Annotated in this window: 14 protein-coding genes and 1 pseudogene; 11 read left to right on the top strand and 4 right to left on the bottom strand. The window is 62.5% G+C overall.

The features are described from left to right. Positions 1 to 883 precede the first annotated feature (883 nt). The 9 genes and pseudogenes from nifJ to KQI11_RS00035 all read left to right on the top strand — a co-directional run bounded on the left by nifJ (position 884) and on the right by KQI11_RS00035 (position 13,948). Entirely contained in the window at positions 884 to 4,429 is a 3,546-nt protein-coding gene (gene nifJ / locus KQI11_RS00075; protein ID WP_216400631.1) for a pyruvate:ferredoxin (flavodoxin) oxidoreductase, read from the top strand. 403 nt (positions 4,430 to 4,832) lie between these two features. Then, complete coding sequence (locus tag KQI11_RS13380; protein WP_185915350.1) at positions 4,833 to 5,090, top strand: helix-turn-helix domain-containing protein; 258 nt, start codon at positions 4,833 to 4,835, stop codon at positions 5,088 to 5,090. Continuing rightward, positions 5,020 to 5,277, top strand: a pseudogene (locus KQI11_RS00065) (DUF6514 family protein); the annotation flags it as partial. The gene KQI11_RS13380 and the pseudogene KQI11_RS00065, both read left to right, overlap by 71 nt. A gap of 168 nt (positions 5,278 to 5,445) precedes the next feature. Then, positions 5,446 to 6,378 (top strand): LysR family transcriptional regulator, encoded by a 933-nt coding sequence (locus KQI11_RS00060; protein ID WP_353653894.1) that lies wholly within the window; start codon positions 5,446 to 5,448, stop codon positions 6,376 to 6,378. Positions 6,379 to 6,611: 233 nt separating this feature from the next. Then, positions 6,612 to 7,802, top strand: coding sequence for an iron-containing alcohol dehydrogenase (locus KQI11_RS00055; protein ID WP_216400628.1), 1,191 nt, complete (start codon positions 6,612 to 6,614; stop codon positions 7,800 to 7,802). 208 nt (positions 7,803 to 8,010) lie between these two features. Further along, positions 8,011 to 8,853: a sulfide/dihydroorotate dehydrogenase-like FAD/NAD-binding protein gene (locus KQI11_RS00050; protein WP_216400627.1), complete on the top strand. Its 843-nt coding sequence runs from the start codon at positions 8,011 to 8,013 to the stop codon at positions 8,851 to 8,853. Positions 8,854 to 8,855: 2 nt separating this feature from the next. Further along, positions 8,856 to 10,250: an NADPH-dependent glutamate synthase gene (gene gltA, locus KQI11_RS00045; protein WP_216400626.1), complete on the top strand. Its 1,395-nt coding sequence runs from the start codon at positions 8,856 to 8,858 to the stop codon at positions 10,248 to 10,250. A 581-nt stretch (positions 10,251 to 10,831) separates the two neighbouring features. Further along, a complete protein-coding gene (locus KQI11_RS00040; RefSeq protein ID WP_243164325.1) occupies positions 10,832 to 13,141 on the top strand; it encodes a vitamin B12-dependent ribonucleotide reductase in 2,310 nt (769 codons plus the stop codon). 456 nt (positions 13,142 to 13,597) lie between these two features. Continuing rightward, entirely contained in the window at positions 13,598 to 13,948 is a 351-nt protein-coding gene (locus tag KQI11_RS00035) for a DsrE family protein (protein ID WP_216400625.1), read from the top strand. 79 nt (positions 13,949 to 14,027) lie between these two features. Here the strand turns inward: KQI11_RS00035 and KQI11_RS00030 are convergent, their stop codons facing one another. From KQI11_RS00030 to KQI11_RS00015, 4 genes are all read right to left on the bottom strand, one after another. Further along, positions 14,028 to 14,972, bottom strand: a complete 945-nt coding sequence (locus KQI11_RS00030) for a nucleoside hydrolase (RefSeq protein WP_216400624.1) — start codon at positions 14,970 to 14,972, stop codon at positions 14,028 to 14,030. Positions 14,973 to 14,990: 18 nt separating this feature from the next. Continuing rightward, on the bottom strand, positions 14,991 to 15,941 hold the full coding sequence (locus KQI11_RS00025) for a nucleoside hydrolase (protein WP_216400623.1): 951 nt from the start codon (positions 15,939 to 15,941) through the stop codon (positions 14,991 to 14,993). 265 nt (positions 15,942 to 16,206) lie between these two features. After that, positions 16,207 to 17,136, bottom strand: a complete 930-nt coding sequence (locus KQI11_RS00020) for a DUF1848 domain-containing protein (protein WP_216400622.1) — start codon at positions 17,134 to 17,136, stop codon at positions 16,207 to 16,209. Positions 17,137 to 17,295: 159 nt separating this feature from the next. After that, on the bottom strand, positions 17,296 to 18,462 hold the full coding sequence (locus tag KQI11_RS00015) for an RNA polymerase sigma factor (RefSeq protein ID WP_216400621.1): 1,167 nt from the start codon (positions 18,460 to 18,462) through the stop codon (positions 17,296 to 17,298). Between KQI11_RS00015 and KQI11_RS00010 the strand changes: the two genes are divergently transcribed. Together KQI11_RS00010 and KQI11_RS00005 are read left to right on the top strand one after the other, a co-directional pair. Next, positions 18,445 to 18,672 (top strand): hypothetical protein, encoded by a 228-nt coding sequence (locus KQI11_RS00010; protein ID WP_216400620.1) that lies wholly within the window; start codon positions 18,445 to 18,447, stop codon positions 18,670 to 18,672. The genes KQI11_RS00015 and KQI11_RS00010 overlap by 18 nt on opposite strands. Positions 18,673 to 19,202: 530 nt before the next feature. Next, positions 19,203 to 20,233 (top strand): hypothetical protein (locus KQI11_RS00005; RefSeq protein ID WP_216400619.1); only part of this gene is annotated, 1,031 nt, incomplete at its 3' end.

The raw sequence follows: 20,233 nt of genomic DNA, 5'->3' as shown, positions 1-20,233 counted from the left end.
GCAAAGGGCGGCGGCGAGATGGGGGGCACCATTCCCGCGCCGCCGGCGGACAAGGCTCGCTTTTGCAAGGTTGAATGTCCACAGGGCGCGCACATGGAAAGAGGGCGCAGCAGAGGCAATCCTCCGCCTGTTCATCCTTGCGCGGCTCGACAGCAGGAATTCCTGCAAAGTCTTCTCTTTCCTCTTTGCCAAAATAGAGCCTGCAAGTGTACATTCTCCGTCCCCCTCTCCGCTCTGTATTGTTAAAGGCAAGACGCCGCGTCTCTGTTGGCAACCGCCAGTGCCCAGATGATGAGCCCGTGATTTTTGTAAGGGCGCACGTTTCCGTTCGCCTCTCCCTTTTCCCAAAACGGCGCAGAGCTGGGGGAGGCGATGTTTTCCCTTTGGGGACGTCGGTGTCAGCCCTCTTTTTCTGCAAATATTTATGCCCTTTGGGCGGGAGCCCTCCCTTTGCGGGGCGGATGCTCAAGGAAAGAGCGGCAGAAGGGGGGTGCGGCGGGTTGGGGAAAGAGGAGGGCGAGCCGGAGAGGAGGAGGACAGGCGAAAGCGAGCCGAGGGCGACAGGAGCAACCCGAAAAATAGGAAAACAGGCCGGGAATGAGGAGAGCAGCCCGGAGAAGAGGAGGGGGTGATGAGAGGAGAACAGGCCAGAAAAGAAAAAAGCAGACTAGAAGAAAAAGAGAGCAATCTAGAAGGAGGGAACGCGGGGCTTAGAGAGAAAAGAGCCCACCGGCCAAGCCGGGATAAGGCGGAGTAAGACAGGGAAGGCGGAACGGCGCATTTTTTCCTCCCCGCCGGTCTGAACGGGGGGCAAAACGGCCATCCTCCCTATTAGAAGAGAGCCACACCCCAAAGGGTGCGGCCCGCAAAAGGAGGAACCAATATGGCGAGAAAAACCATGACCATGGACGGGAACACCGCCGCGGCCTATGCGGCCTACCCCTTTACCGAGGTGGCGGCCATCTACCCCATCACCCCCTCGTCACCCATGGCGGAGGTGACCGACCGCTGGGCCGCCGAGGGGCGGGAGAACTTTTTTGACCAGCCGGTGCGGGTGGTGGAGATGCAGGCAGAGGGGGGCGCCGCCGGGGCGGTGCACGGCTCCCTGGCGTCGGGGGCACTGACGGCCACCTACACCGCCTCCCAGGGGCTGCTGCTGATGCTGCCCAACCTCTACAAGATGGCGGGAGAACTGCTGCCGGGGGTGATCCACGTGTCTGCCCGGGCGGTGGCCAGCCACGCCCTCTCCATCTTCGGCGACCACTCGGACATCTACGCCTGCCGCCAGACCGGGGCGGCCATGCTCTGCGCCCAGAACCCCCAGGAGGTGATGGACCTGGCGGCGGTGGCCCACCTCTCGGCCATTGCCGGGCGGGTGCCGGTGATCCACTTCTTTGACGGGTTTCGCACCTCCCACGAGATCCAGAAGGTGGCCGTCTGGGAGCGGGAGACCCTGCGGGAGATGGTGGACTGGGAGGCGGTGGACGCCTTTCGCCGCCGGGCCCTCAACCCCGAGCGGCCGGTGCTGCGGGGGAGCGCCCAGAACCCCGATGTCTTCTTCCAAAACAGGGAGGCGTCCAACCCCTTTTACGACGCCTTCCCCCAGGTGGTGGAGGCGCAGATGGAAAAGGTCAACCGGGCCGCGGGCACCGACTATCACCTCTTTGACTACTACGGCGCCCCTGACGCCGAGCAGGTCATCGTGGCCATGGGCTCGGTCTGCGACACCGCCGAGGAGACGGTGGACTACCTGAACGCCCAGGGGGAAAAGACCGGGGTGGTGAAGGTGCGGCTCTACCGCCCCTTCTGTCCCGACCGGCTGGTGGCGGCCATCCCGGAGACGGTGAAGGCCATTTCGGTGCTGGACCGCACCAAGGAGCCCGGTTCGGTGGGGGAGCCCCTCTGGCTGGACATGGCCGCCGCCCTGCGGGAAAGCCCTTTTGCCCACATCCCCCTCTACTCGGGGCGCTACGGCCTGGGCTCCAAGGACACCACCCCCGGGCAGATCGCCGCCGTGTTCGCCAACGGCAAGCGGGGGGAAAAGCCCCGCTTCACCATCGGCATTGAGGACGACGTGACCCACCTCTCCCTCCGGGAGATCGAACTGCCCGACACCACTCCCCAGGGGACGGTCAACTGCAAGTTCTGGGGGCTGGGCTCCGACGGGACGGTGGGGGCCAACAAAAATGCCATCAAAATCATCGGCGACCACACCGACCTGCGGGTACAGGCCTATTTCAGTTACGACTCCAAGAAATCGGGCGGGCTGACCATCTCCAACCTGCGCTTCGGCAAGGCACCCATCAAGTCCACCTATCTGGTGCGCAAGGCGGATTTTGTGGCCTGCCACAACCCCGCCTACCTGGGCCGCTACCCCATGGTGGAGGACCTGGCCGACGGGGGGACCTTCCTCCTCAACTGCAGCTGGGGCCCCGAGGAGTTAGAGCGCCACCTGCCCGCCGCCGACCGGCGGTATATGGCCGCGCACAACATCGCCCTCTACACCATCGACGGGGTGAAGATTGCCCGGGAAATCGGCCTGGGGGGGCGGATCAACACCATCCTGCAGGCGGCCTTTTTCAAGCTGACCGAAATCATCCCCGCCGAGGAGGCCATCGGCTACATGAAGGCCGCTGCCGAGGCCTCATACGGCCGCAAGGGGGAACAGGTGGTGGCCATGAACCAGGCGGCCATCGACCAGGGCTTTGCTGCGGTGCGCCGCGTCGAGGTTCCCTCCCACTGGGCACAGGCCGCAGGGGAGGAGAGGGACCAAAACAGCCACCACGCCGGGGCGGAGATGGAGCGCTACCTGCGGGACATCCAAGACCCCATTGCCGCCCAGCGGGGGGATTCCCTGCCGGTGTCGGCCTTCCTCGGGCGGGAGGACGGCACCCTGCCCCAGGGGTCGGCCGCCTTTGAAAAGCGGGGGATCGCGGTGGACGTCTCCACCTGGGTGCCGGAAAACTGCATCCAGTGCAACTTCTGCTCCTACGTCTGCCCCCACGCCGTCATCCGCCCGGCGGTGATGAGCGCCCAAGAGCTGGAAGCGGCCCCCGAGGGGATGGAGGCGGTGCCCATGACGGGGATGCCGGGGCTCTCCTTTGCGGTGACCATCTCCCAGCTGGACTGCACCGGCTGCGGCTCCTGCGCCAACGTCTGCCCCGGCAAAAAGGGGGAGAAGGCGCTGGTGATGCGCCCTCTGGACAGCCAGCGGGAAAAGCAGCCCTATTTCGACTACGGGCAGGAGCTGTCCCCCAAGCCGGAGGTGTTGGAGAAGTTTAAGCCCACCACCGTCAAGGGCAGCCAGTTCCGGCGCCCTCTGCTGGAGTTTTCGGGGGCCTGTGGCGGCTGTGGGGAGACCCCCTACGCCAAGCTGGTGACCCAGCTCTTCGGGGAGCGGATGGTGATCGCCAATGCCACCGGCTGCTCCTCCATCTGGGGCGGCAGCTATCCCGCCACCCCCTACACCGTGACCGAGGAGGGGCGGGGCCCGGCCTGGGCCAACTCCCTCTTTGAGGACAACGCCGAATTCGGCTACGGCATCTACCTGGCCCTGGACACGGTGCGCCGCCGCCAGATCAGCCGGGTGGAGCAGTTGCGGCAGCAGGCCGCCGGACCGCTGGCAGAGGCCTGCGAGCGCTATCTGTCCACCCTGGAGCAGGGGGCGGAAAACGCGGCCGCGGCCCGCGCCCTGCAAAAGGCCCTGCAGGGGGAGGAGAGCGAACTGGCCAAGGCCATTTTGGCCGAGGGGGATTTTCTGGGCAAAAAGTCCTGCTGGGCCTTTGGCGGCGACGGCTGGGCCTACGACATCGGCTTCGGGGGGCTGGACCACCTGCTGGCCTCCGGCGCGGATGTAAATGTGCTGGTCTTTGACACCGAGGTCTATTCCAACACCGGCGGCCAGGCCTCCAAGGCGACCCCCACCGGGGCGGTGGCCCAATTTGCCGCCGCTGGAAAAGAGGCCCAGAAAAAGGATCTGGCGGCCATGGCCATGAGCTACGGCAGCGTCTACGTGGCCCAGGTGGGGATGGGGGCCGACTACAACCAGTGCGTCAAGGCCCTGGTGGAGGCGGAGAGCTACCCCGGCCCCTCGCTGGTCATCTGCTACGCCCCCTGTATCAGCCACGGCATCAAGGGCGGGCTGGTGAACGCCCAGAGCGAAATCAAGCGGGCGGTGGAGACTGGGTACTGGCAGCTGTTTCGCTTTGACCCCCGCCGGCGGGCGGTGGGGGAGAACCCCTTCGCGCTCGACAGCAAGGAGCCGACCCTCACCTACCGCGACTTTTTGGAGGGGGAGATCCGCTACACTGCCCTGCAAAAAGCCTTTCCCGAGCGGGCGGAGGCCCTGTTTGAGCGGGCCGGGGCGGCCGCCGGGGAGAAATACCGCCGCCTGCTAGGGCTGCGAGAGCTCTATGCGCCCAAAAACTAAACCGTCTTTCCCGACAGAGGGAGCTGCGCTGACCGGCGCAGCTCCCTCTGCTTTTGAGAGAAAACAGAGACTAGGGAACAATAAAAAAAATTTATTGTTCCCCTTTTTTTCTTGATCGTATCTCGACATTTTCTGTTCTATATGTTGAGAGCGCGTCTCTTTTCTCCACCCATCAAGTACAATAAAAGGGAAGGGGCTTTGGGTTTTCCCGCCGGGTATTCTTTTCCACCAGAAGTGCGGTAGAGCTTATTTTGACACCATTCGACAAAACCTGCTAGACAGATTACACCATTTCTTAAAACGGGCGAAAGGGGAGAAGCACACTTCTCACAAGGTGAACGCATAGTTCGTGGTAAAGGCGGAAAAACAAATATAAACTTCCTTTATAGGGGAGGTCGTCGTTTTGTCTTTGAAATCTGCCTTTTCGACCCAAATCCTGCACGCCCGCAGCGAGCGACGCCTCACCCAGGCGCAGGTCGCAGAGGCCGTTTGCATCTCTGTGCGGTGGTACCAAAAAATTGAAAAGGGGATCGCCCTTCCCAACTCTGAAATCCTGCTTCGGCTGATTCTGTTTTTGCAACTCGACGTCGAGGTGTTCCGGGAGGAGGTGGGTTTGCGTGTTCCAGTACGCAGTGGTCAAAGAGACCCTACAACACTGTGAAATCGGTCCCTACACCGGCTACGGCATCCGGGCGATGAAGGTCTCTTCCAGCGGGAGCGAGGAGGTGGCCTTTGTCTCGGACGTCTCCTGTGAGCAGGCGTTCGTCGAGCAGTTGGCCGCGCTCTGCACCCAGTTGCAGCTGTACTCCTGTCATCTGTATGACGTCGTGCTCGACGCCATCTCCTGACCGGCCGGTCTCTCCCTTTCCCTGGCAGGTTCTGCCGGGGTCTTTTTATTTTCTGCGCGGGGATACAGCGGCAAATCGGGGAAAAATATCGGCCCCGCGCGGGTGAAAATCGGGACGGCTGTGGTATACTGGTAGGGTAAGACGATCTGCTGGAAGGGGGCGATTTGACTGAACCTGCTGCATCTTCGCTACGCGCTCGAGGTGGAGAAGACCGGCTCCATGACCCAGGCGGCCGACAACCTCTACACCACCCAGCCCAACTTGAGCAAAGCCGTGAAAAAGTTGGAGGCCGACCTGGGGATGGCCATCTTCAAGCGCACCCCCAAAGGGCTGCTCCCCACCAAGCAGGGGGCCGATTTCTTGGAGCGGGCCCGCTCGATTTTGGAACAGGTGGACCAGTTGGAGGCCCGCTACCGCCCGGGGGAGACCGAGCGCATCTCCTTTAGCGTAGCAGTGCCCCGGGCCAGCTATATCACCCACGCCTTCACCAAGTTCGTCCACTCCCTGGGGAGCACCGGGGGGATGGAGATCGACTTCAAAGAGACCGGTTCCCTGGACGCCGTCGGCTGTGTGGCGGGGCGGGACTACCGGCTGGGCATCCTGCGCACCTCGCCGGAGCAGGAGCAGTACTTTCTCCGCCTGCTCTACGAGCGGGAACTGCAGCACCACCTCCTCTGGGAGTTTGAACCCCTGCTCCTCCTCTCCCAGGACCACCCGCTGGCCCGGCAGGAGACCATTTACGAGCGGGATCTGGCCTCCTCCATCCTGCTGGAACACGGGGACTTGAGCCATCCCACCGCCGTCCGGTCGGCGGGAAGAGAGGGGGAGCCCCTCCCCGCGCGGCGGATCGCCCTCTACGAGCGGGGGAGCCAGTTTGACCTGCTGCAGGCCGTCCCCTCCTCCTACATCTGGGCCTCCCCCGTCCCCCAGGATGTGCTGTCCCGCTGCCGCCTGGTGCAGCGGCGCTGCCACCGCAAGAGTGAGCGCTACAAGGACCTGATCGTCTACGCCAAGGGCTACCGCTTCAGCGAGTTGGACCGCGCCTTTATCGCCAAGCTCACCGCCACCATCCGGGAGCTGGGGGAGACCGAATACCACTGAAAAAGAGGGACCGACCCCGTCGCTGTGCGACGGGGTCTTCTCTGCGCTACGGGCCTATGCACCGGAAGGCATACCGCCATGCCACGAATTCATTTCCCATTTGAGGGGCGGAGTGTTAAACTATTAACGAAGCGAGAAAGGGGCGGCCGGGAGCAGGCCATCACCCCTGACCACCCCTCTTCCTTGCTTTTAACCAACCAATTTGATCCACCTATTTCAAGGAGGTATTTTTTATGGCACGGTTTACACTGCCCCGGGACCTGTATCACGGAAAAGGCGCTCTGGAAGAGCTGAAAAACCTGAAGGGAAACAAGGCCATCGTCGTGGTCGGCGGCGGCTCCATGAAGCGCTTCGGCTTTTTGGACAGGGCGGTCTCCTACCTGAACGAGGCCGGGATGGAGGTCAAGCTCTTTGAGGGCGTCGAGCCCGACCCCTCGGTGGAGACGGTGATGAAGGGCGCCGCCATGATGCGGGAGTTCGAGCCCGACTGGATCGTCGCCATGGGCGGCGGTTCCCCCATCGACGCCGCCAAGGCCATGTGGGCCTTTTACGAGTACCCCGAGATCACCTTCGAGGACCTGATTACCCCCTTCTCCTTCCCCACCCTGCGGCAGAAAGCGCATTTCTGCGCCATCCCCTCCACCTCCGGCACCGCCACTGAGGTGACCGCCTTCGCCGTCATCACCGACTACCAGAAGGGGATCAAATACCCCCTGGCCGACTTCAACATCACTCCCGACGTGGCCATCGTCGACCCGGATCTGGCCGAGACCATGCCCCAGAAGTTGACCGCCCACACCGGGATGGACGCCATGACCCACGCCATTGAGGCCTACGTCTCCACCCTGCACTGCAACTACACCGACCCCCTGGCCCTGCACGCCATCAAGATGATCCACGAGGACCTGAAAAAGTCCTACGACGGCGACATGGAAGCCCGCGACCGGATGCACGACGCCCAGTGCCTGGCCGGGATGGCCTTCTCCAACGCCCTGCTGGGGATCGTCCACTCCATGGCCCACAAGACCGGTGCGGCCTACAGCGGCGGCCACATCGTCCACGGCTGCGCCAACGCCATGTACCTGCCCAAGGTCATCAAGTACAACGCCAAAAACCCCGAGGCCTGCGCCCGCTACGCCGAGATTGCCCGCTTCATCGGCCTGCAGGGGGAGAGCGACTGCGCCCTGACCGACGCCCTGATCGCCGAACTGAAGGCCATGAACGCCTCTCTGAACATCCCCACCTGCATCAAGGACTACGAGGGCGGTATCATCGACGAGAAGGAGTTTAACGACAAGCTGGCCGACGTGGCGGCCCTGGCCATCAGCGACGCCTGCACCGGGTCCAACCCCCGCATCCCCACCCAGGAGGAGATGGAGAAGCTGCTGAAGGCCTGCTACTACGATTTGGAGATCGACTTCTAACAACTGCACACAGAAAAAGGGCGGCCCCTCGGCGGGGCGCGCGCTGGCGCGAGGGGGGCTTGGCAAAAGTCCCCCTCGCCTGCTGCCCCGGAGGGCCGCACCTTGTTTTTTTGCCGATATCGTGTATAGTATTAGAAGTGAGAAGAGCCAACCAATCTGCCGCGCCCGGCCAACTGCCGGGGCCCGCGAAAGGAGCAGCGACACACCTATGTACAAAATTGTCAAAAAAGAGGTGCTCAACCCCACCGTCACCCGGATGGAGATCGACGCGCCGCTGGTGGCGAAAAAGGCCCAGCCGGGCCAGTTCATCATCCTGCGGGTGGACGCCGAAGGGGAGCGCATCCCCCTGACGGTCGCCGACTACGACCGCGAAAAGGGGACGGTCACCATCATCTTTCAGATCGTGGGGGCCACCACCGAAAAGCTGAACCACCTGGAAGAGGGCGAGTGCCTGCAGGACTTTGTGGGCCCCCTGGGCACCCCCTCCCACACCGACGGGCTGCACAAGGTCGCCGTCATCGGCGGCGGGGTGGGCTGCGCCATCGCCTACCCGATCGCCAAGAAACTGCACCAGCAGAGGGCGGAGGTCCACTCGGTGGTGGGCTTTCGCAACACCGACCTGGTGATTTTGCAGGAGGAGTTCGAGGCGGTCAGCGACAAGCTGGTCATCATGACCGACGACGGCTCCAGCGGCCGCAAGGGGCTGGTGACCGACGCCCTGAAAGAGCTCATCGAGAGCGGGGAGCAGTATGACGAGGTCATCGCCATCGGCCCCCTGGTGATGATGAAGTTCGTCGCCGCCCTCACCAAAGGCTACGGCATCAAGACGGTGGTGAGCATGAACCCCATCATGATCGACGGCACCGGGATGTGCGGCGGCTGCCGGCTGACGGTGGGCGGCGAGACCAAGTTCGCCTGCGTGGACGGGCCCGACTTTGACGGCCACCTGGTGGACTTTGACGAGGCCATCGAGCGCTCGAGCATGTACCGCGATTTTGAGAAGCAGGCCCGGGAAGAGACCTGCAACCTGTTTGCCAAGGAGGTGCAGTGACCGTGCCCAACATGTCTTTAAAGAAAAATGAAATGCCCTCCCAGGCGCCCGACGTGCGCAACAAAAACTTCTTGGAGGTGGCCCTGGGCTACACCGAGGAGCAGGCCGTGGACGAGGCAAACCGCTGCCTGCACTGCAAAAACGCCCCCTGCGTGGGCGGCTGTCCGGTGGCCATCGACATCCCCGCCTTCATCGACAAGGTGAAGGAGCGGGATTTTGAGGGGGCCTACCAGGTGATCGCCCGGCAGAGCTCCCTCCCCGCCGTCTGCGGCCGGGTCTGCCCCCAGGAGACCCAGTGCGAGGGGAAATGCGTGCGGGGCATCAAGGGGGAGCCGGTGGCCATCGGCCGGTTGGAGCGGTTTGTGGCCGACTGGCACAACAGCCACAGCACCGAGGCGCCCCAGCGCCCCGCCCCCAACGGGCACAAGGTGGCCGTCATCGGCTCGGGCCCCTCGGGCCTGACCTGCGCCGGCGACCTGGTGAAAAAGGGCTATGACGTGACCGTGTTTGAGGCCCTCCACCTGGCCGGCGGGGTGCTGGTCTACGGCATCCCCGAGTTCCGGCTGCCCAAGGCCATCGTACAAAAGGAGATCGACGGCCTGAAGGCCCTGGGCTGCAAGGTGGAGACCAACATGGTCATCGGCAAGGTGCTCTCCATCGACGAGCTGTTCGAGCAGGGCTTCGAGTCGGTCTTTATCGGCTCGGGCGCGGGGCTGCCCCGGTTCATGCGCATCCCCGGGGAAAACCTGAAGGGGGTCTACTCGGCCAACGAGTTCTTGACCCGGGTCAACCTGATGAAGGCCTACAAAGAGGGGGCCGACACCCCCATCGAGCACGCCAAAAAGGTGGCCGTGGTGGGCGGCGGCAACGTGGCCATGGACGCGGCCCGCTGCGCCAAGCGGCTGGGCGCCGAAGAGGTCTACATCGTCTACCGCCGCTCTGAGGTGGAGCTGCCCGCCCGCCGCGAAGAGGTGGAGCACGCCAAGGAAGAGGGCATCATCTTCAAGCTGCTGTGCAACCCGGTGCGGATCCTGCCCGACGAGAACAAGCTGGTGGGCGGCATCGAGTGCGTGGAGATGGAGCTGGGCGAGCCCGACGAGTCGGGTCGCCGCCGCCCGGTGGTAAAAGAGGGCTCGGAGTTCGTGCTGGACGTGGACTGCGTGATCATGGCCATCGGCACCTCCCCCAACCCGCTGATCAAGTCCACCACCGCGGGGCTGGAGACCCAGAAGTGGGGCGGCATCATCGCCGACGAGGAGACCGGCCTCACCTCCCGCGAGGGGGTCTACGCCGGGGGCGACGCGGTGACCGGTGCAGCCACCGTCATCCTGGCCATGGGGGCGGGCAAAAAGGCCGCCACCGCCATTGACGAGTACATCCAGGGGAAAAACAGCTGAGTTTCCCCCGCAAGAAATAGAAGAGGGCGCGACTTCCTGGGAGAGGAGGCCGCGCCCTCTCTTTTTGCCGCAAAAGGGGGCAGGGAGGAGGGGAAGGGCACTTTTTGAGAAAAGAGGCTGGAGGGGAGCTGCCGGAAGAGCGCCCCTTTCTCCCCCAGCGGCCTCTCCTCCCCCAGGCCATTGACAGGCGAAGTTGGGTGGGCAGTTCAGGGGGCCCTACGCCGCGCAGGACCGGGTTTGCCGGAACGCCTCCTCGCCACCCCCTTCCATCGCTTCTCTCCACCCCTTCCGCCCTCCCTTGCGCCCTCCTCGCCGCCACCGGCCCGCCCAAACCGGCGCGGCCCTGTCTCTCTTTCCCATCCTCGCCCGCGGGCAAAACCGGTCAAGAAAATATTGGAAACTGAATATTTTCCCTTCTGCACAAAAGGGGGAGAGAATCTTCTCTGTTTTTCGGACCGCCAGATCGGTAACAGATATTGCCCCTGTACCCCAGCAGTGATACAATATATGGTGTTATGGCCGGCCGGCGGTTTTCTGCGGGGCGGCAAAGCCCCGGATCGAAAAAAGAGGAGAGAAGCGAGATGCCAGTTTCAAAGAACGCAGAGACCGTCCTGGAGCGGCGGTATTTGATACGCGACGAGAGCGGGAAGGTGACCGAGACGGTGGAGGGCCTGTTTCACCGGGTGGCCGGCTCCATCGCCGGCGCGGACAAGCCCTATACCGGCGGCGCCTCCACCGAGGCGCTGGAAAAGGAATTCTACGAGGCGATGACCAACCTGGAGTTCCTGCCCAACTCCCCCACCCTGATGAACGCCGGGCGCCCCCTGGGCCAGCTGTCGGCCTGCTTTGTGCTGCCGGTGGCCGACTCGATGGAGGACATCTTCGAGGCGGTGAAGCAGGCGGCCCTGATCCACAAATCGGGTGGCGGTACCGGCTTCTCCTTTTCCCGGCTGCGCCCCTGCGGCAGCGCCGTCAAGTCCACCGGCGGGGTGGCCAGCGGCCCCATCAGTTTTATGCGGGTGTTCAACATGGCCACCGAGGCGGTGAAGCAGGGCGGCACCCGGCGGGGGGCCAACATGGGGATCTTGCGGGTGGACCACCCGGACATCCTGGAGTTCATCGACTGCAAGAAGAACAATGCCGACATCACCAACTTCAACATCAGCGTGGGCATCACCGAGGAGTTTATGGCCGCGGTGATCGCCGACGGCGAGTACGACCTGGTCGACCCCTCCACCAAAAAGGTGGTGGGCTCCCTGGGGGCGAAGATGGTCTACGACAAGATCGTGGAGGGAGCCTGGAGAAACGGCGAGCCCGGCATCATCTTCCTGGACCGGCTCAACCGGGACAACGTGGTCCCCGGCCAGGGGCCGATCGAGAGCACCAACCCCTGCGGCGAACAGCCCCTGCTGCCCTACGAGAGCTGCAACCTGGGCTCCATCAACCTGGTGAAGATGCTCAAACAGGGCAAAGACAAAAACGGCTGCGAGGTGGACTGGGAGAAGCTGGAGAAGACGGTACGCACCGCCGTCCACTTTTTGGACAACGTCATCGACGTGAACAAGTACCCCCTGGACAAGATCGACGAGACCACCAAGGCCACCCGCAAGATCGGCCTGGGGGTGATGGGCTTTGCCGACATGCTGCTGCTGCGGGGCATCTCCTACAACTCCGACGAGGGGGTGGAGGCCGCTCGGGAGATCATGTCCTTCATCAACCGGGTGGGGCACGAAGCCAGCGAGGAGCTGGCCAAACAGCGGGGCGCATTCCCCCTGTTTGAAGAGAGCATCCTCAAAGACGGGGCGGCCCGCCGCAACGGCACCGTCACCACCATCGCCCCCACCGGCACCCTCTCCATCATCGCCGGGTGCTCTTCGGGGGTGGAGCCGGTGTTCGCCTATGTCTTTATCCGCAACGTGATGGACGGGACCGAGCTCATCGAGGTCAACCCGGTGCTCAAGCAGCTGCTGGAGGAGCGGGGCCTCTACTCCGACGAGCTGATGCGGCGCATCTCCAAGGAGGGGACCATCGCCCACATCGAGGAGATCCCCGAGGACATCCGCCGGGTGTTTGTCTGCGCCCACGACGTGACCCCTGAATACCACGTGAAGATGCAGGCCGCCTTCCAGGAGTACACCGACAACGCCGTCTCCAAGACGGTCAACTTCGGCCACACCGCCACTTTGGAGGACGTCTCCCAGGTGTACATGCTGGCCTACCGCCTGGGCTGCAAGGGCGTGACCATCTACCGCGACGGCAGCCGGGACAGCCAGGTGCTCAACATCGGCAAGGTCAACGACGGCTCCAAAGAGGAGGAGGTCCCCGCCCTGCCCACCCGTCAAATCGGGCCCCGGCCCCGGCCGGAGGTGGTCAACGGCTTCACCGAGCGGATGAAGATCGGCTGCGGCAACCTCTACATCACCGTCAACTACGACAAAGAGGGGATCGTGGAGGTGTTCACCAACACCGGCAAGGCGGGGGGCTGCCCCAGCCAGTCGGAGGCCACCGCGCGCCTCACCTCCATTGCCCTGCGCTCCGGCATCTCGGCGGACGAGATCATCGACCAGCTCAAGGGGATCCGCTGCCCCTCCACCATCCGCCAGCAGGGGATGAGCTGCACCTCCTGCCCGGACGCCATCGCCAAGATCGTCAAGAAGGTGGACGACTTCTTGAAGAGCGGCGGCGCGGAGCAGGGGGCCACCATCCCCAGCTCCACCCGGCACCCGGAGGCCCCCGCCAAGCGCACCGAGACCCCCCACGCCGAAAAGGCCTGGATCGGCTACCACCTGCCCACCCACGCCCTGCGCACCTGCCCCGAGTGCGGCAGCGCCCTGGAGCATGAGGGCGGCTGCGTGACCTGCCGCAACTGCGGCTTCTCCAAGTGCGGCTGATGCCGCGGCATTTCACCGCCGGAGAAGCTGTGATGGCAACTTCGCCCCTTTCCCCCCTCTGACGGCGGGGGGAAAACCTCTGCAAAAGAAAAGCGGCCCGCGCACTCGAGAAATCGGTGCGCAGGCCGCTTTTCCCTGTAATTGGACAAGGGACGCCGGGTTTTCAACCTTTTCCACATAGCCAATGTGGATTTCTTGCCAAACGCCCTGGAAATGCCTTCTCTCTTTTCGACTCATCACGCTGTCAAAACGCTTTTTCCATGGGCTTTTTCCCCTTTTCTCCATTTTCCCCAAACACCCAACAGGGCAGTTTTCAACACCTGTGGAAAACCCTGTTGAAAAACAAAAATTTAAAAATAGTGTTTATATATTATTCACTATATAACACAAATACAGACATATTGTTCATATATCTTAAAGATAGAAGCCATCCATCGATTGGGTCAGGAGGGAAGTATGCGCACGATTTTTCATGTGAGCGACGCGTCCAAGTGGGAACTGGCAATCAAAAATGCCATCCACATGCTCAACTACGGGAAGGATACCAAGACCGACATTGTCATTGAGTTCATGGTCAACGGACCGGCTGTCACCCCGCTGAACCTGCACGACGAGACGGGAGAGCCGATACGGACCGCCCTGCAGGACCTGGTAAAGCGGGGGGTCAATGTGGCGATCAGCCAAAACACCCTCCGTCACCTGGGACTGGGGAACAAAGACATCCCCTCCTACGCGGTGGTGGTGCTGTCAACAGCTCTGGAACTGACCCGCAGGCAGAGCGAGGGATACGCCTACATTCGCCCCTAGGGCTACATATACGGCAGAGAGCCGCCGGACTTCGGTCCGGCGGCTCTCTTTTTTTCTTTGAGTACAGCGCCCGTCTCTCCTAGTCGTAGGACTTGCAGGCCTTGATGAGCATCTCGACAAAGGCGTCGCGGTCGGTGGAGACGCACCAGTAGTTTTTCTTGCTGGGCTCCTTGTAGACCCGCATGTCCACGTAGGTAAAGCCGTAGGTGTGCTCGCCCTCGTACTCGACGGTGATGTCGCGGTGCTCCACCTGGAACATCTCGGGGGCGATGGTGTAGGCCACCGGGCAGGCGTCGTGGATGGGGCAGGCCTTCATGCCGTTTTTTTCCTGGCAGCGGTAGAAGAAGGTCAGCAGCTGGGAGACCACCTTCCCCACCTTGCCGCCCTCGGCGGCAAAACGCTCAAACTCGGCCGGGGTGACGCAGGTCTGGTAGGTCATGTCCAGGCCGAACATGGTCACCGGCACGTCTAAATCAAAGACGAAGTGGGCGCTCTCGGCGTCCTGCCAGATGTTGAACTCGGCCCCCTTGCAGGGGTAGTCCTTAAAGTCGACGGCGCGGTTGGCCCCGCCCATGACGTTGATGGCGGCCACCTTTTCCACCAGCTCGGGGTGGCAGTAAAAGAGGGTGGCGATGTTGGTCAGGGGGCCGACGGCGAGGATGGTGACCTTCTCGCTGCTCTCGCGCAGGATGTCGGCGTAGAAATCGACGAAGTTTTTGTCCAGCACCTGGGTGGTGGGGGCGGGGAGAGAGGGGCCGTCCAGACCCGACTCGCCGTGCACCTGGGGCACCGGCACATGGGCCTTGCGCATGGGTTTGGCGCTGCCGGCCACCACCGGCACGTCGGTGCGGCCCATCAGCTCAACGGCCTTGAGGGCGTTGACGGTGACCTTCTCCAGCGTCTGGTTGCCAGCGACGGTGACAATGCCCTTGACGTCCAGCTTGTCGCTGGCCAGGGCCAGGGCCAGGGCGATAAAGTCGTCGTGGCCCGGATCGCAATCAATGATGACAGGAATCTTGCTCATGTTCGTTTTCCCTCCCGTTTATTTGTAGAATTTGACCATGTCCACGCACAGCTGCATGTACTTCTCCATATCCACGTCCTGGATGTCGTTGCAGTTGTGGGGGGCCTCTTCGCTGATGACGTAGTTGGGCAGGGTGGCGCCGTAGCCGCCCATCTTGCTCTGGCACTCCATGTCGATGTGGCAGGGCTTGTAGGTGACCATGTCGGGGTCGATGAGCATCAGAAAGGGGATGGCGTCGTGGATGATGCTGGAGAGTTTGCCGTTGCGGTCGGGCTTGACGTCCTTGTAGCCCTCCACCAGCCCGGCGAGCACGTCGCTGACCCGGCTCTCCATCTGGGAGAGCTCGGCCAGAAAGTCCAGGGGCAGGCCGGTTTTGAGGGTGACGTTGAGGCCGGCCATGTTGACCAACAGGCCGGATTTGAAGACGATGTCGGCGGCGTGCACATCCACCAGGATGTTGAACTCGGCCGTGGGGTTGGCGTTACCGGTGGTGGTGGACCCGCCCATGATGTAAAAGCCCCCTATCATCTTGGGCAGCTCGGGGTATTTGAGGAGGGCGATGGCGATGTTGGTCAGGGGGCCGGTGGCGACGATGACCAGTTCACCCTTGCACTCGACTGCCTTTTCATAGATAAAGTCCCAGGCGGGCTTGGGGTAGACCGGGTTTTTGGCCGGGGGCAGGGTGACCGGGCCCAGGCCGTTGACGCCGTGGGTGCCGGAGGCGGGGCGATAGATGTCGTAGGAGAGGAGGGGCTTCTCGGCCCCGTAGGCCACCGGGCAGTTGATGCCCAGGTACTCGGACAGGTCGCGGGCGTTGCGCCGGGTGTGTTTGGCCTCGACATTGCCGGCCACCGGGGTGATGCCCAGGATGTCGAACTTCTGGGTGGAGTGGGCCAGCATGATGGCGATGGCGTCGTCAATGCCGGGGTCACAGTCGATGATAATGGGGATTTTCTTGGTGTTTTCCATGACTTCGGATACCTCCATCTTCTATTTTGATACGGCGTTTTGCACATAGATCCGCATATTACAAAATCATTGTACCCTACCCCCCGGGGGTTGGCAAATAGAAGTTTTCCCCCTTTTTCTGTGAGATGTGAACAATTTCCAGGGGCTAAACTTTGCCCTGTTATCGCGAAAAAGCGAATGGCCATAAAAAGAGCCGGCCCATTCGGGCCGGCCGAAAGAATGTGTTTCAGGACAAAACGGCGGGCAGAGCGCCCACTGTCGGGCGTCAGAAAAACCGCAGCTGGTCGTCCACCAGCGAGACGGCCTCCCTCTTGGCGACCTGGTCGCCCGGGGCAAGGGCGGAGCAGAGCAGGGGGCTGTACTCGTCGTAGCGCTCGTACCGGCGCAGGGCCGACTGGCCGCCCCCGCCGGCGTAACAGTAGCGGCAGCCGTTCAGGCAGCTGTCGTAGACGCCCACATCCACGCTCTCACAGCAGCCGCAGCCGGGGCGCTGTCCCCGGTCGGGCAGGTGGCGCAGGGGGATGCCGGAGATGGCGGCCAGTCGGCCCGCGTCCACACAGCGGCCGTGGGAGATGCCCCATTGGGAGAGGTCGACGCTCTCGCAGCAGGTGGAGAGGGCAAAGCCGCAGGCGGCGGCCGTCTCCGAAAAAGCGGGGGCCAGCTGCTCGATCTCGGCCCGGTTGGGGGCCCGCAGCCCCAGGTCGCGGCCGGCGCGGCCGGTCTTTTGATAGGAGTCGAGAAAGCTGATGACACAGCTGTCGGCGGCCCCGGCCAGCCGGCGGGCCATGGCGTCAAAGGAGCGCAGGTGGTAGGCCACCGTGTAGGTGGGGCTGATAAGGATGGGGTCGTAGCGCCAGACCACCTGTTTGGGGGAGGTGGCCCGGGAGAGCTGCCAAAACAGGTCGATGAGCTGCCGCTTTTCGGGGAGGCCGGGCTCCAGATCCCTGCCGTAGGGGGTGAGGGTGAACTGAAAGTAGAAGGGGTAGGGCACCTGCCCCAACAGGGGGAGGAGGGGGGCGGGGTTTTTGCTCCAAAACACCACCCCGTCCACCACCTGGGGGGAGAGGGAGATCTCGCTGATCTGGCGGGGGTGAAAGGGGTTTCGCACCCAGACCGAGCCGGCCTTGATGCGGTTGATGAACCAGCGGCTGTAATAGCAGGGAATATCGGTGCGGCGGCTGGCGCTGACGATCACGGCTCTGCACCTCCTGACGGCCGGCGGCGGGAAAAGGCCCGCGACGGCAAAACGTTTATTTTCTACCCCCATTGTACCGCAAAAAAGGGAACAGATGCTAGCGCTTTTGCCAGAAAAAACAGAAAACAGTCTCCTTTTTTAGAAAAGAGGGGAAACGCTTTACCGCTCCTCCACCGCGACGGTGCCGCTGGAGCGGTTGCCCAGCCGGTCTTCCGCCCGGATGCGGTGGTTCCCAGCGGGGAGGGAGAAGGCAAAGGCGTCCCCCTCCCGCCGGAGGGGGGCATACTCTGCCCCCTCCTCCCCGCAGACCAGGGAGGCCACCCCCGCCGGGTCCTCCATCACCAGCCAGGTGTACTCCCCCTCCTGCCGGCACTGGGCGAGGGCGGGGCCCTCCCGGTCCACCTCCTCCACCGAAAAGGTCTCTTCCGCCCGCGCACCGGTGACCCCCACCGCAGTGAGCAGGTAGAGGCCATTGCGGGTGACCGTTCCCCGGTAGTGTTTGCCGTCCCTCACCAGGGCCACAGCCTCCCCCTCGGGGCCGGTGAGGGCGAGTTGCCGCAGGGGGAGGGAGCTCTCGACCCGAACAGAGATCGTCTGCTCCCGTGCGGGCTCCGTCCCCACCTCCACCCCAGCGATCTCCACCGGCACGGCAGCCAGTGAGACAGCCGCCACCGCCGCCGCGCAGGTGACGGCCGCCCCGATCCCCACCCGGCGCGCGGGACGGGGCCGCCGGGGGGCGACGGCAGCGGGCAAAGCACCTGTATGGGGCAGCGCCAGGACGGGCACCACTGCCGGCAACACCGTCAGGCGGAGTTTTTCCAGCGCCGCCCGGAGAAGGCGGTGCACCGTGCTGGCGGACTGGTGGGTCTCCTCGCAGATTTCCCGAATGGTCTTTCCCTGAAAATAGCGCAGCTCCACCGCCCGCCTCTGGGCGGGGGAGAGGGTTTTCAGGGCCACTTGCAGAGATATCTCCCAGTCCTTTTGGGCGGCCGGGTCCTCGGCGGGTGGGAGGTCGTCTTCCCGCAGGGCGTATTGGGGAGCAATGGCCTGTCGCCGCCCCTGCAGGCGGCGCTGGTTTTGGCAGAGGTGGTAGGTGGTGCGGTTGAGGTAGGCCACCAGCGCTTCGGGGCGCTGGATCTCGGGCAGGTGCTTCCAGAGGGTGAGGTAGACCTCTTGCAAGAGGTCCTCCACCCCTTGCGAGGTGCCCATATACAGACAGATCTGGCTCGGAGCGGTGGCGCGGTAGAGGGCGTCAAAAGCGGCGCTGTCGCCCTGTTGGGCGCGCACGAGGAGCTTTCCCAATTGCTGGTGGGACAAAAGCTGCACAAAATTTCCTCCTTTTTCCTGTCAAAAGAAGCTTCTTTTAACAGCAAATATGCGGTATCATCTAATGGTATTTTAGCATTTTTTGTCGAATATTTGGGAGAAATAAATATTTCCAAAAAAGATGACAGACTTTTTGGGGGTGGCGACCCTTACCCTTTTGAGTGGGATTTTATTTGTAGAGCTGTTCACATTTTTGCCGATGAGGATTGAACTGCACTGTGCAAAGTGCCAAATAAAGGGAGGTATATTTTATGAGACAGAAAAAGAGGCGGGTATCCATTCGCATATCCGCACTACTGCTGGCGGCGGTGATCGCACTGGCCGCGATACCTCGAGGGGCCGTAACCGGCGTAGCGGCGGGCGAGGGTCCCCTGCGGTCGATAGGGACCACCGATTACAGCAAAATTTTCAATATTCACCAGTGCTGCGGCAGTCCGGCGGCATTCAACGGGAGCAACATCATTTTTGGGCGAAATAGCTCGCCCTCTTACTATGGGACAGACCAATTCGGGCACTACCTGAGTTGGGGAGGGATCCAGAGCAAGCAAAAGGTCTCTCTCCTCTGTGACTGGACCCTCGAGGGCACATATTACACCTCCGCTCCCTATCAAGACCCCTCCAACCGGTATTTTGCCTATATCTGTGGCTTTTCTTTCAATTCCAAACCCGGGCCGTGTGATACAAAACCGTATGTATGGTTCCGCTTCCAACGCGAGTTTAATACTTCGACGGCCACCATGATGAGCGACTATATGCCCACCAGTGGCAACAACCTACCGCTACACCAAGAACCACTGGCCTCTTGGTATCTCAATTTTAACAGCGGCAGCATCTCCTGCTCATACGACTATTCCAGCGACACCATGACGTTCACTGTGGGGGGCTACTCCATTCAGGAAACGCCGTTTCGCCAAAACATGGCAGCCACCATGGGGGGTACTTCATTCTACCTGGGGTTTCTCGGCAGTATCTGCTGGGACCCTGCCATGACCAACGATATGCCCGATAACCTGCAGATATCGGCTTCCTTTGACGCATTTCAATACAACGATTTTGACCCCCAGTTGGTCAATATGACCCTCTACGACGGGACGAGCAACACGGTGGTCACACCGAATGCGGTGGTCGCTCCGGGCACGGTCTTGCGGGTGGAATCGGTTATCAAAAACAAGAGCAGCAGTTGTGCCGGACAGACGTTCAATCTGCACCTCAAGAACTCGGACGACGCCCAAAACTACCCCACCCAGGGCATCAACTTTCTCAACGACAGCACCTACCCGGTGACCGTCAACGGCACCAAAGTCGGCCAGGCAATCAACGGCAGCGGCGGCATCCCCCTGACCATGGTGGGGAACACCGAGTACAAGGTGGTCTACTATGTCAAGGTCACCGAGAGCAACGGCCAGGCGGTGAAGCTGGGCCAGATGTTGGAGGACGATGTCTTCCAAAACAAGGATTATATGGGCAAGACCCTCCTCAACGAGCGGCCCCTGGAGCCGCTGGACCCGGACGACCCCGCCTCGAACACCCAGGCCCCCGGCAGCGACTACCACTACACCCGGCTGCCCAAAGCCAACGAAAACGGCTGGAACAAAGACGACGTGACGGTGCAGTTCTTCGCCGGGGACTTCGACCAGTTCACCATTACCCCCCAGACCGGCTCCGCCGTCACCCTGGCGGACCGGGAGAGCCAGCTCTACGACCAGGAGCAGATCTACAGCCCCACCACCTACCAGGCCAAGGACACCAGCACCGGCGCCGTCTCCACCAA

The sequence above is a fragment of the Acetanaerobacterium sp. MSJ-12 genome (genome assembly GCF_018917875.1).
Taxonomy (GTDB): Bacteria; Bacillota; Clostridia; order Oscillospirales; family Ruminococcaceae; genus Bittarella; species Bittarella massiliensis.
Note: the sequence above shows the minus strand (reverse complement) of the source record. Positions and strands in the feature narration are given on the sequence as shown.

What these genes read in the sequence shown, in the direction of transcription:
- nifJ (WP_216400631.1), top strand. Translation starts at nt 884, where the DNA reads ATGGCGAGAAAAACCATGACCATGGACGGGAACACCGCCGCGGCCTAT.
- KQI11_RS00055 (WP_216400628.1), top strand. Translation starts at nt 6,612, where the DNA reads ATGGCACGGTTTACACTGCCCCGGGACCTGTATCACGGAAAAGGCGCT.
- KQI11_RS00050 (WP_216400627.1), top strand. Translation starts at nt 8,011, where the DNA reads ATGTACAAAATTGTCAAAAAAGAGGTGCTCAACCCCACCGTCACCCGG.
- KQI11_RS00040 (WP_243164325.1), top strand. Translation starts at nt 10,832, where the DNA reads ATGCCAGTTTCAAAGAACGCAGAGACCGTCCTGGAGCGGCGGTATTTG.
- KQI11_RS00035 (WP_216400625.1), top strand. Translation starts at nt 13,598, where the DNA reads ATGCGCACGATTTTTCATGTGAGCGACGCGTCCAAGTGGGAACTGGCA.
- KQI11_RS00030 (WP_216400624.1), bottom strand. Translation starts at nt 14,972, where the DNA reads ATGAGCAAGATTCCTGTCATCATTGATTGCGATCCGGGCCACGACGAC.
- KQI11_RS00025 (WP_216400623.1), bottom strand. Translation starts at nt 15,941, where the DNA reads ATGGAAAACACCAAGAAAATCCCCATTATCATCGACTGTGACCCCGGC.